A 13448-nucleotide genomic window follows, 5' to 3' on the forward strand; every position below is an offset into this window, starting at 1 on the left:
GGTTGAGTATTATTGCCGCCGATCCAGCCTCATGACCATATACGACTTGCAGATTATTGCGACGCAGCGATCTTATATCGCGAATCAGTATATCCTTCGTATTCGTCTGCACGCCCAAGCTCACGCATTCTGATAAGCTTGCTTTGCGCGATCCGACAACCCTGCTTCGAAGCCATGGCAAAATAATGCACGGCCTTGTCGTCGCTCTGTTCCACTCCATAGCCCTTCAGATACATGATGGCAAGGTTTGTCTGTGCTGTGGCTCTTCCAAGTTTTGCGGCGCTTTCGAGCAATTCGGCTGCTTTGCGGATGTCCTTTCTTACGCCTTCTCCGCGTAGGTACATCATTCCGAGGTTGGTTTGTGCCTGTGCGAAATCTTTTTTAGCTGCGCGTTTGAACCATTTTGCGGATTCTTCGTGGTCTTTTTCAACGCCGAGGCCTTTGTAATACATCCAGCCAACAGTGTACTGCGATTCAGGGATGTCAAGTTCTGCAGCCTGCATCAGTAATTCGAAAGCTTTTTCGTAGTCCTTTGCAACAGCTCTGCCCTCAAAGTACATCATGCCGAGGTTGTTGATGGCGAGCACGTTGCCCTGTTCAGCGGCTGATTCATAGAATTCAAAAGCCTTTTCGTAATCCTGCCGTACCCCCTGACCATTATAGTGCAGCACTCCGAGCATGTGTTGTGCGTAGGCGAAATTCTGTTGAGCGGCTTTGGTGAACCACTTTGCCGCTTCTGTATAATCGCCCTGCACGCCGTTGCCCTTGTAATACATCAAGCCCATGCCGCATTGCGCTCTTGCGGAACCCTGGTTAGCGATGGGCTCGAGCAGCTCTCTTGCTTTTGCGTAATCGGGAGCCACTCCTTTGCCTTCCAGATACATCATGCCGAGATTATTCGCCGCAGCTACATGCCCCTGCTCGGCTGCGGCTTTATATAGCCTGACTGCTTTTTCAGGGGCTCTTACCACGCCGTGGCCTTTTTCATACATCAATGCAAGACTGTTCTGAGCGGGTGCATAACCCTGCTCTGCAGAGAGCTTAAGCCATTTGGCAGCTTTTGAATAGTCTCGTTCAGTTTGCAAACCTTCGTAATACATTGTTCCCAAGGCGAACTGCGATTGCGGGCTTCCTTCCATGGCTGCGAGAAGGTGCATGTTCTTTGCCTGAGCGAGATCTTTTGTCGTGCCTTCCCCGCCCGCCTTGAGCATGGCCAGATTGCTTTTAGCTTTCTGATGACCCTGTTCTGCCGCCAGGGAAAACAGGCGTGCAGCTTCTTCGCGATCCTCGGCGATACCGTCTCCGTTGAAATAGAGCAGAGCGAGGTTGTTTTCAGCCGGCGCAAATTCCTGTTTTGCGGAAAGCTTGTACCACTGCGCAGCCCGGGCTGCATTGCGTTCTACGCCTCTGCCTTCGTCATACATCAGGCCGATGTAGAATTGGGCACGCAGGTCCCCGTCTTGCGCAAGGGGCCGCCATGCCTGCAGAGCACCGTTGTAATCTTCTTCCTGGAAAGCTCCCCAACCGTTCTGGAACTGTGTTCCGCACCCGGAAAGGGCGATTAGTAACAGACTGATTATAAGTACGCTAAATAAGTCTCGACCGAGATCATTCAATTCACGTCTGTGATTTTCTCTCTTTGCAAACATTTTGGTAACCTTTTCAATATCAGTTCTCGTTACAAATTTCGAGTCGTTAACGGTACTTCTGCCGTTTGACCATTCATTGAATTTATCGTCCGGGCATGCATGTGCTTTGAGGAGACCGGGTTTGAGATCAAATTGATTTGAGCGGCTTACTATCTGCCGTCTAGCCGTGAATGACTGTTTTAGAGCCTGCTATTGCGGTTTGTTCAGACAGATGGAGTGAGTTTTTTGGGGGCATTGGGGAAGTAAAAGCTGCAAGATTGACTATTTCTAACAATTGCAGAAGGGGATAGGTCCCATAACGACCGTCTTCATTGGTCACGCATTAGAGAATGGCTCTTTCAGCTAGAAAGTGTGGGCTGTCGCAATTGATTCGGTAATATCTTTGCAATGTTAGCAATTTCTAAAGGAAACCTAATCCTAATAGAACATCCAACTAACGCTATTCACACAATCGCAGACTAATATTCCACATAATTGAAGGCGGTCAATAGTTTGTTCAATATCTAAGGATCATGTAAGCATGAAAAAATTGCTGAACGTAAAACTAACGTATTTGCGGGACAGTTGGAAAAGGTCGGCCTCGCTTAAATGGGCGGTCATTCTGCTCACTCCCTTTTTGTTGTTGGCGGGTTCGCGAAGCTTGCAGGCCGCTGATGAAGTGGGCCCTCAGCAAGCCAGACTACTGATAGAGAAGTGGGTGGAAACTGAGCGTCTTATCTCAGAGGAAAAGCAGAAATTCAGGCTCGCGAGTGAGATGCTCGAAGAGCGAATCAGCCTGGTCAAGAATGAGATCAAGTCTCTCAAAGATAAGATCAGTGAGACTGAAGATAGTATTGCCGAAGCCGACAAGAAGCGAAAAGAGATGGTCGAGGAGAACGAGAAGCTCAAAGAGACCTCGACTTTTATGACGGATACTGCAACTGATTTGGAAGGGCGTTGCAAGGATCTCATAAAGCGGCTGCCGAATCCGATCAAAGACCGGATCAGGCCTTTGAGTCAGCGTTTGCCTGAAGATCCTGCGAAAACCGATCTTTCGCTTTCAAAGCGTTTTGAAAATGTGATCGGCATCCTCAACGAGGTTGACAAGTTCAATCGAGAAGTTACGGCAGTCAGTGAGATCAGAGATCTTACCGACGGCAGTTCCATAGAGGTCAGCACGCTGTACCTTGGTCTTGGGCAGGCCTGGTACACTAACGCTGATGGCGATATCGCAGGTATCAGCGTTCCAGCCGAGGATGGCTGGCAGTGGCAGCAGGACAACACAATCGCTTTGAATGTTAAAGAGGCGATTGCTGTTTTGAACAATGAAAAAGTGGCGGAGTTTATTGAGCTTCCAGTAAAGGTTAAATAATTGAACAGAGTTGGCACTATGAAAATCACTAAAATCATTTCAATAATCCTGCTGTTTGCAGCGATGCAGGTATTCGGCGATTTGACGGATGGCGATGAGGCATCGGTTACGGAACTTCAAAACCTCGCGGACCCGCTGGTTTCTTCGGAAGATGAGCCGCAAAGTGAATTCGGCAAAGCGTCTCAGTCCGCAAAGCGTAAGATGGAAGAAAGCGTTGCTGAACTAGCTGAGTTGAGAAAGCAGATCGCCGATAAGACGATTCCGCTTACCCGGCAGTTGAATGATCTGGAAGAGGAACTTTCTGAGGTTCGCCGTGAGTATCAGGAGACTTCGCGTTTGCTGGACACTCGGACGCTGGACCTGAGTAACCTCAGGAACGAGATAAAGGCTCGTAAAGAGGAAGCTTCTTACATAAGCAATCTCATGGGGCAGTTCGCTGTCAATTTTGAAGCAAGGCTTCACATTGCTGAAATACAGCGATATAAGGACACTTTGGAGCATGCTAAGACCTCGCCTGAGAACAGCAATCTTTCTAAGAGAGAAGTTTTCAAGGCCCAGTCGGATCTGATCCAGGAATCGCTTGAAGGGTTTGAGCAGGCCATTGGCGGCAAGACATTCCACGGAAAAGCTGTCGACTCAACGGGGCTAGTGAATGACGGCAAGTTTGTTCTCATTGGTCCTGCCGCACTTTTCAAGTCTGAAGACGGACAAAAAGTCGGTACTGTTGAACAGCGGTTTGGGTCTCTTGAGCCGACTATCATTCCATTCGCCAACGAGCAGAATAAAGCTGCGGCCAGTGAACTGATAAGCAATGAATCAGGCCGGCTCCCGCTCGATCCGACTTTGGGTAATGCCCATGTGGTCGAATCCACCAACCAGACGCTGGTGGAGCATGTCCAGAAGGGCGGGCCTGTGATGATCCCGATTCTTGGTATGGCTGGACTTGCTATGCTGGTTGCCCTGTATAAGTGGATCGCTCTTTCGCTCATTCCTAAGCCCGGCAAGAGAAAGATCAACAAGCTGCTCGATGCGGTTGAATCTCGTGACCCTGCAAAGGCTGAAAAAGCTGTTCAGTCGATTAAAGGTCCTGTCGGCAAGATGCTGCGTCGAGGAGTAGAGCATATAAAGGAGCCGGCGGAGCTGATTGAAGAACTGATGTACGAAACGGTTCTCGATACAAAGCTCAAGCTTGAACGATTTTTGCCATTTGTTGCGATAAGTGCGGCTGCGGCTCCGCTGCTGGGTCTGCTTGGTACGGTCACCGGCATCATTAATACTTTCAAGTTGATCACCGTTTTCGGTTCGGGCGATGTTAAGACTTTGTCCGGCGGTATTTCCGAGGCCCTGATTACGACAGAGTTCGGCCTTATAGTTGCTATACCGTCGCTGCTGCTGCATGCGTTTCTTTCACGCAAGGCCAAGAGATTTGCCAACGATATGGAGAAGGCTGCGGTGGCTTTCGTAAACCAGGTGAGTAAGACGCCTGTGAAGAAGAACGATCTGCCTGAAAAGGTAAAAGCGAATGCTTGATGCAGCAACGGAAAAACTCACTACACTGTGGGAACATGCCATCTCGATATGGCTATCGGGAGGCTGGGCAATGATCGCAATTGCTGCTGTTTCGCTGGTGATGTTCTCGCTGGGCATGCATATTCTGCTGAGGCTGCGGGCAAAGGGTTTCGCTAAAGTGCCTGAGAAGAAATGGCGCAAATGGATAAACCATCCTGAAAAGCGCAAAGGCCATATCGGCGAGATTCTGGATTTCGTCACGGGCGGCAGGACGCTGAAGGATACTGCGACCTATTTTGAAGAACTCCGCGCCAGTGAGATCGTGCCCTTTGAGCGAGATCTCTTGGTGATGAAGATATGTGTTAGTGTGGCTCCGCTACTTGGGCTTCTCGGGACGGTGACCGGTATGCTGGCTACGTTCGAGGCGCTTGCGTCTGGGTCAGGCGGCGACAAGACGATGGGTATGATCGCTGAGGGCATATCGGAGGCGCTGGTGACCACTGAGACCGGACTTGTGATCGCGTTGCCGGGGCTTTTGTTTCAGCACATACTGAAACGATACTATGAACGATATAAGGCATTTCTGGCACATCTGGAAACAGTTTGCAATCAGAAATTGTACAAGAAAATTCATAAGGAAGAGAAGCCGAAAGTTGAGCAGGTCGCTTTTACAGCCGGCTGAACAAGTGATACGCGAGGGAAATAAATGGGACGTTTTCGTCAGGCAGCAATGGATGAAGGTAATGAGGCAGGTATCGATATTTCACCGCTGATGGACTGTGTGTTTATCCTGCTTATCTTCTTCATTGTCACAACCACTTTCGTTGAAGAGACCGGCGTAGAGGTAGACAAACCTCAGGCCGCCTCATCTGTCCAACAGGAGAAAAACAGCATTTTGATCGCTTTGACCGAAAAGGGTGAGGTTGTGTATGGCGGTCGGGAGATAGGGTTCAGCGGCATCAGGCCTCTCGTCAAACGGATGCTGCAGAAGGAAGAAATCCCTGTAATCATACAGGCAGACACCGCCGCGCCTTCGGGGATGCTGGTTCGTGTCATCGACGAAGCAAAGCTCGCAGGCGCTGAAACAGTCAGTCTTTCAACCCTCAAACCAGCAAGCTGAGTACAGATTTGAGAAATATTAAACGCAAAAAATTCTGGCTGATCAGAGAACTGTCTCACCGAATATTTGTTATGGCAGGTGCGGTTGCTATAACGCTGGCGTTCTTTCTGGTACTGCCGTTGATGCAGACTCTCAGCAAACCTCCGAAGCAGGACATGGTGGTTCGATCCGTAGATACGGGCAAGCTCGAAGCGCCGGATCCTCCACCCGAGCCGGAGCCTGAGGAAGAGGAACCAGAGCCCGAAAAAGAACCGCCAAAGCTCGAACAGAATAACGCCCCACTCGATTTGTCACAGCTCGAAGTGGCACTTAATCCCGGCTTTGGCGACGGATGGGCCGCCGGCGATTTCGGCGTGTCACTGAACACGTTTGCCTCCGAGAACAAAGATGTCGATGCGCTCTTTTCCATCGCGGACCTTGACCAGAAGCCTCGCGTGCTCTATCAGCCCGGTCCTACAATGAACGCACAAATGCGAAAGAACGCACCCGGCAAGGTCTATGTCATATTTATTGTCGACAAACAGGGCAGGGTGGCAAGCCCAAGGGTGCAGAAGTCAACGAACCCAGTATTCGAAAAAGCGGCTATTTCTACGATAAAGAGATGGAAGTTTGAACCGGGCAAACGCAATGGTAAGGCCGTGAGGTTTCGAATGCGTGTGCCGTTTGTATTCCCGAAAGGATAACTTGTAATGTTTACAGGTGGAAAAGATAATGCCATGAAGAATTCTGCTGATACTCAGATGCACAAAACACGAACGATTCTTTTTGCACTGCTAGCTCTCGCTGCTATGCTCACTACTAATATGCAGGCCGCCGAGCAACCCGTTCGAATCGAGCCGCGGTCCGGCCAAACCAATTTAACTGGCGAACAGCTTGCTATGTGGAACGATCCCGATTTTCAGAAGCAGTTCACACAGAGCTACATAGCTGAGACAGAGATCGAACCTCGCGTCACCGTTGACGAGCGCGATGACATGCAGGAAGTGCTGGAACTGATTTCCGACGACAAACTTGATGGAGCCGTGGAACTGCTCCGAAAGAATCGTAACGAAGCCGCATCGGCGGTATTCGACTTCACGCTTGCAAACATATATTTCCAGCAGGAAAAACTTGATCAGGCAGCCGAAGTTTATAACGTTGCAGTTGATAAGTATCCCAAATTCCGCAGAGCATGGAAAAATCTGGGGTTGATCTATGTTCGGCAGAGCAGCTTTGCCCCGGCCGTCGAATGTCTCACACGCGTCATTTCTCTTGGCGGCGGTGACGCCACCAGCTACGGCCTGCTCGGTTTTGCATACTCATCACTGGACAAGAGCATACCAGCCGAATCCGCCTATCGCATGGCTATCCTTCTCGACAGTGAAACACTTGACTGGAAGATGGGCCTGGCACGCAGCTTCTTCAAGCAGGAGCGTTACGGCGAAGCCGTCGCACTTCTCGGTCAGCTCATAAAAGATCAGCCCGAAAATAAGGACCTGTGGCTGCTCCAGGCAAACGCATACGTCGGCATGGGCAAACCGCTCGAGTCCGCCGAAATACTTGAATTTGTCGATCACCTCGGCCAATCAACCGCGGAAAGCCTTTTCATGCTCGGCGACATATATATCAACGAACAACTGTATGAGATTGCTGCAGATTCCTACATGCGGGCAATGGATAAGAATCCCGATCAGAACGTCGAACGCTCGCTCAGATGTGCAAAAATACTTGCAGCCAGGGCGGCCTATGACCAGACACAACTACTCGTCAGCAATATCGAGTCCACCTACGAAAACCAGCTCAGCGACGAACAAAAGAAGAATCTTCTGAAGATACGCTCCCGACTGGCCGTTGCAAAAGGCTCAGCCGACGAAGAAGCAAAGGTACTCGAAAAGATAGTCGAGCTCGACCCTCTCGACGGCGAAGCCCTAATACTACTTGGACAGCATTACGGCCGCAAGGGTGACACCGAACAGGCCATCTTCTACTTCGAACGCGCCGCCGGCATCGATGAATACGAAGCCGACGCTAAGATACGCCACGCCCAACTGCTTGTACGCAACGGCCATTATGCGAAGGCCCTGCCTCTGCTCCGCAGCGCCCAGCGAATAGAGCCGCGTGAAAATGTCCAGGAATACCTCGAACAGGTAGAACGTGTGGCAAAAAGGTAGTAAAAATCACTCTTCCGTATTGCTTTTTGTTTGCGGTAGCCGGATTGATTTATTCAGAGGAGTTTTTCGCATGCAATCGATTTCGGGCTTTGTCCTGCGGGACACCTTGTGGATTTAGAAGTCACTTTTGTTATCAGATTCCTATCGTCAAACTATTTCAAGCCGCTATCCAGCCACTCAGAGGCGAATACGGCAAGGTCAGACGTATTGACCACGCAGTCGCCTGTAAGATCTGCATCAGGCTGATTTGTGCAGACGGCCTTAGTCGTAAATTGCACAGAATCGTAAATAATATCTGGGAGGCTTATGTCAAACTGCTGGCCATTTTTATACGTACCCCAGATGTGAGGCTGGTTGTCGTCGCCGCCAAAGGGCAGTTTGCTGGCATCATCAACCACGAATGTGTACCCCTCGATCAACTTCGGAATACCCGTGAGCCCGTTTATGCCACCAGCGTGTATCTCAGCTTTTGCAATTGATGATATCCCAAGGGAATCTATCTGTCCCCCCTTACAAGTTACTCGCCCGGTATACATATCTATGCTACCAAGAGTTCCGCCCAAGATTACAACAGCCGGGTTTCCCACAATCGGATCCCATCGTTTTATACCATTTACTGTACCGCCACTGACGAAAACTTCGACGGATGCTCCAAGTGTAACTTCTCCAACAGTCCCACCGTTTATCTTGCAAATGCCAGATTCGAATTTTGCAGATGAAATAGTGGGTACTGTGCTACTTTCCAACCCGTTATCTACTATCACTTCCGATGAGCAGTATGTTTCTAAGTAATTCGTGGTCCCGCCGGTTATATTGGCAGTCGAATTGTCAAAGGTCTTAAGCGTTGAAACCGTCCCTCCCTGCATGTCCAGGTTCGCGTCTTGTGCCAGGATGATCTTGCTGACCTCACCGCCAGTTATGGTGATGTTTGCCTGGCCGTAAGCGTTGATCTCCTCGATAGCATTGCCCTCCGTGATGGTCATGTCGCCGGAGACCAGTAGCGGGGCAGCAAATACACTGCCGATTGAAACAAAACTCATCAGGATCACTACACCAAACAACTTCCTCATAGCTCAGGCCTTTCATTCTCATAAGGATAATAATGCGACCTAATATAGCAGGATAGGCCGGCAATTGCAAGGATTTTGTGTCAGCAAGCCCGTGAATGTAAGAATTCATTTCTGATGACAACACTGCATACCGTGGGCCATCAGGACGATGAGTTTTCAAGATAGGAATTATGGAGGGTTCCTCTAAAAATCAGTTAGATTCGTGCAATTTATTGCCCTTTTGTTATAATTAGCTCATTGACAATTACATTACGGTTATTCGACTCATAATCAAAGGATTGATCATGATGCAAGCAGGACTTTTCGACTGGCAGACTCGTTTTGAACAACTCGACAACAGCGGCGACCCACTTGTCAAGCTCAATGAAATAGTCGACTGGGAGCAATTTCGCAAAACCCTTGAGGTTGTCAGAGATAAAAAACGCAAGTCCAACGCAGGCAGAAAACCCTTTGATGTTATACTCATGTTCAAGATATTGATACTTGATTCCCTGTACAATATATCCGACGATCAGCTCGAATTTCAGATAAGGGATCGTATTTCCTTCATGCGTTTTCTCGGTCTGGGTATTGGCGACAGAGTGCCTGATGCAAAGACCATATGGCTTTTCAGAGAACAGCTCACCGAAGCCGGCCTTGTCGAAAACCTTTTTACTCAGTTCGACGAGTTTCTGCGTAAAAACGGCTTTTCTGCCAAAAAAGGCCAGATCGTGGATGCCAGTATTGTAGCGGTTCCAAAGCAGCGTAACACCAGAGATGAGAATAAATCCATCAAGAACGGCGAAGTTCCCGAAAACTGGAGCGATACCAAGAAACGCCAGAAAGACACCGATGCACGCTGGGTGCAGAAGAACGGCGTAAACTACTATGGCTATAAGAACCATATTGATATTGATGTTAAGCACAAGTTTATTCGCAGCTGTGAAGTAACGCCTGCCTCTGTTCATGACAGCAATGTCTTTGAAGACTTGCTTGATGCAAACAACAGCAGCAAGGATGTATGGGCCGATTCTGCCTACGGCTCGACGGAAAAACGGGATAACATTAAAGAAGAAGGCTACCGCGGCCAGATTCAACGAAAAGGCTGTCGTTATAAAAAACTGACTCAGCGTCAGATAGAAGCTAATGGGTTCCTCTAAAAATCAGTTAGATTCGTGCAATTTATTGCCCTTTTGTTATAATTAGCTCATTGACAATTACATTACGGTTATTCGACTCATAATCAAAGGATTGATCATGATGCAAGCAGGACTTTTCGACTGGCAGACTCGTTTTGAACAACTCGACAACAGCGGCGACCCACTTGTCAAGCTCAATGAAATAGTCGACTGGGAGCAATTTCGCAAAACCCTTGAGGTTGTCAGAGATAAAAAACGCAAGTCCAACGCAGGCAGAAAACCCTTTGATGTTATACTCATGTTCAAGATATTGATACTTGATTCCCTGTACAATATATCCGACGATCAGCTCGAATTTCAGATAAGGGATCGTATTTCCTTCATGCGTTTTCTCGGTCTGGGTATTGGCGACAGAGTGCCTGATGCAAAGACCATATGGCTTTTCAGAGAACAGCTCACCGAAGCCGGCCTTGTCGAAAACCTTTTTACTCAGTTCGACGAGTTTCTGCGTAAAAACGGCTTTTCTGCCAAAAAAGGCCAGATCGTGGATGCCAGTATTGTAGCGGTTCCAAAGCAGCGTAACACCAGAGATGAGAATAAATCCATCAAGAACGGCGAAGTTCCCGAAAACTGGAGCGATACCAAGAAACGCCAGAAAGACACCGATGCACGCTGGGTGCAGAAGAACGGCGTAAACTACTATGGCTATAAGAACCATATTGATATTGATGTTAAGCACAAGTTTATTCGCAGCTGTGAAGTAACGCCTGCCTCTGTTCATGACAGCAATGTCTTTGAAGACTTGCTTGATGCAAACAACAGCAGCAAGGATGTATGGGCCGATTCTGCCTACGGCTCGACGGAAAAACGGGATAACATTAAAGAAGAAGGCTACCGCGGCCAGATTCAACGAAAAGGCTGTCGTTATAAAAAACTGACTCAGCGTCAGATAGAAGCTAATGGGTTCCTCTAAAAATCAGTTAGATTCGTGCAATTTATTGCCCTTTTGTTATAATTAGCTCATTGACAATTACATTACGGTTATTCGACTCATAATCAAAGGATTGATCATGATGCAAGCAGGACTTTTCGACTGGCAGACTCGTTTTGAACAACTCGACAACAGCGGCGACCCACTTGTCAAGCTCAATGAAATAGTCGACTGGGAGCAATTTCGCAAAACCCTTGAGGTTGTCAGAGATAAAAAACGCAAGTCCAACGCAGGCAGAAAACCCTTTGATGTTATACTCATGTTCAAGATATTGATACTTGATTCCCTGTACAATATATCCGACGATCAGCTCGAATTTCAGATAAGGGATCGTATTTCCTTCATGCGTTTTCTCGGTCTGGGTATTGGCGACAGAGTGCCTGATGCAAAGACCATATGGCTTTTCAGAGAACAGCTCACCGAAGCCGGCCTTGTCGAAAACCTTTTTACTCAGTTCGACGAGTTTCTGCGTAAAAACGGCTTTTCCGCCAAGAAGGGTCAGATCGTTGATGCCAGCATTGTGGCTGTTCCAAAGCAGCGCAACACCAGGGATGAGAATAAATCCATCAAGAACGGCGAGGTTCCCGAAAACTGGAGCGATACCAAGAAACGCCAGAAAGACACCGATGCACGCTGGGTGCAGAAGAACGGCGTAAACTACTATGGCTATAAGAACCATATTGATATTGATGTTAAGCACAAGTTTATTCGCAGCTGTGAAGTAACGCCTGCCTCTGTTCATGACAGCAATGTCTTTGAAGACTTGCTTGATGCAAACAACAGCAGCAAGGATGTATGGGCCGATTCTGCCTACGGCTCGACGGAAAAACGGGATAACATTAAAGAAGAAGGCTACCGCGGCCAGATTCAACGAAAAGGCTGTCGTTATAAAAAACTGACTCAGCGTCAGATAGAAGCTAATTATAAACGTTCGAAAACTCGCAGCCGAGTTGAGCATGTCTTCGGCATACAGAAGATGCGGGCGGGCAACTTGATCATTCGAACTATAGGAATAGCCAGGGCCAAGACGAAAATTTGTATGCGAAACCTTGCGTATAATATAGACAGATACTGCCTGCTGGCTCGACTTTAGCCGCCAACGGTGCGGCACTACGGCTGCAAAGCCAGCCGGTGCCGCTTGACGCCAGTACTGAATGCCGTCATATTGAGACAAATAATCGTAATTGTGCAACAGTGAGTTCAATTTTAACTCAAAATATTGTTAATTAAATACGTGAGCCGCTAATCTTGATTTTTTAGAGGTGGCCTGGAAGGGTAAAGATGAAAAAAATGGTCAACCCGAGTCCAGAGTGTGCAACAGGTGTGCAACAGAAGTGCTTATTTTGCCCTCTGCCAGCTCTCGGTTGTCTCTCGGTCCCAGCGTCATAAGTTCTTTATTAACAATAGTTAAGCCTTTGTCAGCCAACGACTTACGCGACCCGCCAAATCGGACTCATAATCCCTTGGTCCGGGCAGAAGGGAGTTCGCAGAGTGCTATATTGATTCCGACACTAAACTTGATTAGTGGCTCACGTTTGCGACAAGTCGAAAACTTTTTTGGTCGGACAATTGTTCGTCAGTATGTTCGTCAATTTGCAGTGGATACTGACTTGTATGTATTGATTAGTGTGACTTGTCAGCCACATGCAATCCTAATTCTAAGCTCAAAAAAGCATCTTAACCCTTTTTAGCTACTAGACTTATGAACCAAGTTCTGGACTGTCGATCCGAAGGCTGAGGGTTCGAGTCCCTTCGACCTCGTTTTCTAAGTCAAGAGCCAGCAAGCATTTGCGTTTGCTGGCTCTTTTTTTGTGTGGCCGGCAGGGCACACCCTGCTCGGGGGTGCAAGTCCCCTGTGAGCCCGGTAGCGGGAACCACTAGCCGGACGGCAAGGGCTGCCATCGCGAGGTGGGGTCTGAAGGAAGCCGCAGGCAAACCGCTGGCCTGACGAACAGGAATCGCATACGAGGCGGCCATGCTGGATGAGAAGGCGCATATCTTCAAAGTCCCAAAGCTACCCGGAAAGCATGGTCGTATATGCGGCAGGCATAAGCGTGAAAGCGGGTGTGCATTACCCGGGGAGGTCTGCATGTCTGCCTCGGCTAAGTGTCGCCAAGAGGCGATGTTACGGACATGCAGAAGTCAGCAGAGGGCATAGTAGGCCTGCAGTTCGACCAGGCCGAAGGCCCGAACGTTTTGGGCGAGCTGATAGCCTTAAGCTCATAGCGGTAGAGTTGCAGAAGATGGGCAATGCCCATGCCGGTGGTGGAGGTAGGCAGCGGAACTGCCGAGATAAGCCGTCGGTGCGACAAGTCGTATGACTGCTTAAGCAAGAAATCGGCGTCTGAGGCGAACCGCCGTGGTACGGAGCCGTACGCCCGGTGGTGTGAGAGGCCGGGGAAAACCTGATCGGAATTGCCCCCGCCTACTCGATTTATAAGGGATGTGTGGCCAATAGTTTATGATTATTGACGGTCTCATTTTTGTTTC

General features: G+C 48.7%; 12 protein-coding genes. 9 read left to right on the forward strand and 3 right to left on the reverse strand.

Annotated elements, in window-relative coordinates; genetic code table 11:
* Positions 1-53: 53 nt before the first annotated feature.
* Positions 54-1649, reverse strand: a complete 1596-nt coding sequence (locus STSP2_RS09460; protein ID WP_146662098.1) for an SEL1-like repeat protein — start codon at positions 1647-1649, stop codon at positions 54-56.
* A 520-nt stretch (positions 1650-2169) separates the two neighbouring features.
* Between STSP2_RS09460 and STSP2_RS09465 the strand changes: the two genes are divergently transcribed.
* The 6 genes from STSP2_RS09465 to STSP2_RS09490 all read left to right on the forward strand — a co-directional run bounded on the left by STSP2_RS09465 (position 2170) and on the right by STSP2_RS09490 (position 7779).
* Positions 2170-3000 (forward strand): DUF3450 family protein, encoded by an 831-nt coding sequence (locus tag STSP2_RS09465; protein WP_146662100.1) that lies wholly within the window; start codon positions 2170-2172, stop codon positions 2998-3000.
* An 18-nt stretch (positions 3001-3018) separates the two neighbouring features.
* Positions 3019-4530 (forward strand): MotA/TolQ/ExbB proton channel family protein, encoded by a 1512-nt coding sequence (locus STSP2_RS09470; protein ID WP_146662102.1) that lies wholly within the window; start codon positions 3019-3021, stop codon positions 4528-4530.
* On the forward strand, positions 4523-5191 hold the full coding sequence (locus tag STSP2_RS09475) for a MotA/TolQ/ExbB proton channel family protein (RefSeq protein WP_146662105.1): 669 nt from the start codon (positions 4523-4525) through the stop codon (positions 5189-5191). Before STSP2_RS09470 ends, STSP2_RS09475 begins: the two co-directional genes overlap by 8 nt.
* 24 nt (positions 5192-5215) lie before the next feature.
* Positions 5216-5629, forward strand: coding sequence for an ExbD/TolR family protein (locus STSP2_RS09480; RefSeq protein WP_146662107.1), 414 nt, complete (start codon positions 5216-5218; stop codon positions 5627-5629).
* A 71-nt stretch (positions 5630-5700) separates the two neighbouring features.
* Positions 5701-6312: an energy transducer TonB gene (locus tag STSP2_RS09485; RefSeq protein WP_146662108.1), complete on the forward strand. Its 612-nt coding sequence runs from the start codon at positions 5701-5703 to the stop codon at positions 6310-6312.
* Positions 6313-6318: 6 nt separating this feature from the next.
* Positions 6319-7779: a tetratricopeptide repeat protein gene (locus STSP2_RS09490; protein WP_146662111.1), complete on the forward strand. Its 1461-nt coding sequence runs from the start codon at positions 6319-6321 to the stop codon at positions 7777-7779.
* 152 nt (positions 7780-7931) lie between these two features.
* On the opposite strand, the gene STSP2_RS09495 is transcribed toward STSP2_RS09490, so the two are convergent.
* Complete coding sequence (locus STSP2_RS09495; protein ID WP_146662113.1) at positions 7932-8849, reverse strand: hypothetical protein; 918 nt, start codon at positions 8847-8849, stop codon at positions 7932-7934.
* 284 nt (positions 8850-9133) lie between these two features.
* On the opposite strand from STSP2_RS09495, the gene STSP2_RS09500 reads away from it, so the two are divergent.
* From STSP2_RS09500 to STSP2_RS09510, 3 genes are all read left to right on the forward strand, one after another.
* Complete coding sequence (locus STSP2_RS09500) at positions 9134-9988, forward strand: IS5 family transposase (RefSeq protein WP_146662115.1); 855 nt, start codon at positions 9134-9136, stop codon at positions 9986-9988.
* Positions 9989-10085: 97 nt separating this feature from the next.
* The gene (locus tag STSP2_RS09505) at positions 10086-10940 is read left to right on the forward strand and encodes an IS5 family transposase (protein ID WP_146662115.1); all 855 of its coding nucleotides are present in this window, start codon (positions 10086-10088) and stop codon (positions 10938-10940) included.
* Positions 10941-11037: 97 nt separating this feature from the next.
* Positions 11038-12051, forward strand: coding sequence for an IS5 family transposase (locus STSP2_RS09510; RefSeq protein WP_146662117.1), 1014 nt, complete (start codon positions 11038-11040; stop codon positions 12049-12051).
* Between the two features lie 1009 nt (positions 12052-13060).
* Here the strand turns inward: STSP2_RS09510 and STSP2_RS17330 are convergent.
* Positions 13061-13291, reverse strand: coding sequence for a hypothetical protein (locus STSP2_RS17330; RefSeq protein WP_169853115.1), 231 nt, complete (start codon positions 13289-13291; stop codon positions 13061-13063).
* Positions 13292-13448 lie beyond the last annotated feature (157 nt).

Source organism: Anaerohalosphaera lusitana (assembly GCF_002007645.1).
GTDB classification, from domain to species: domain Bacteria; phylum Planctomycetota; class Phycisphaerae; order Sedimentisphaerales; family Anaerohalosphaeraceae; genus Anaerohalosphaera; species Anaerohalosphaera lusitana.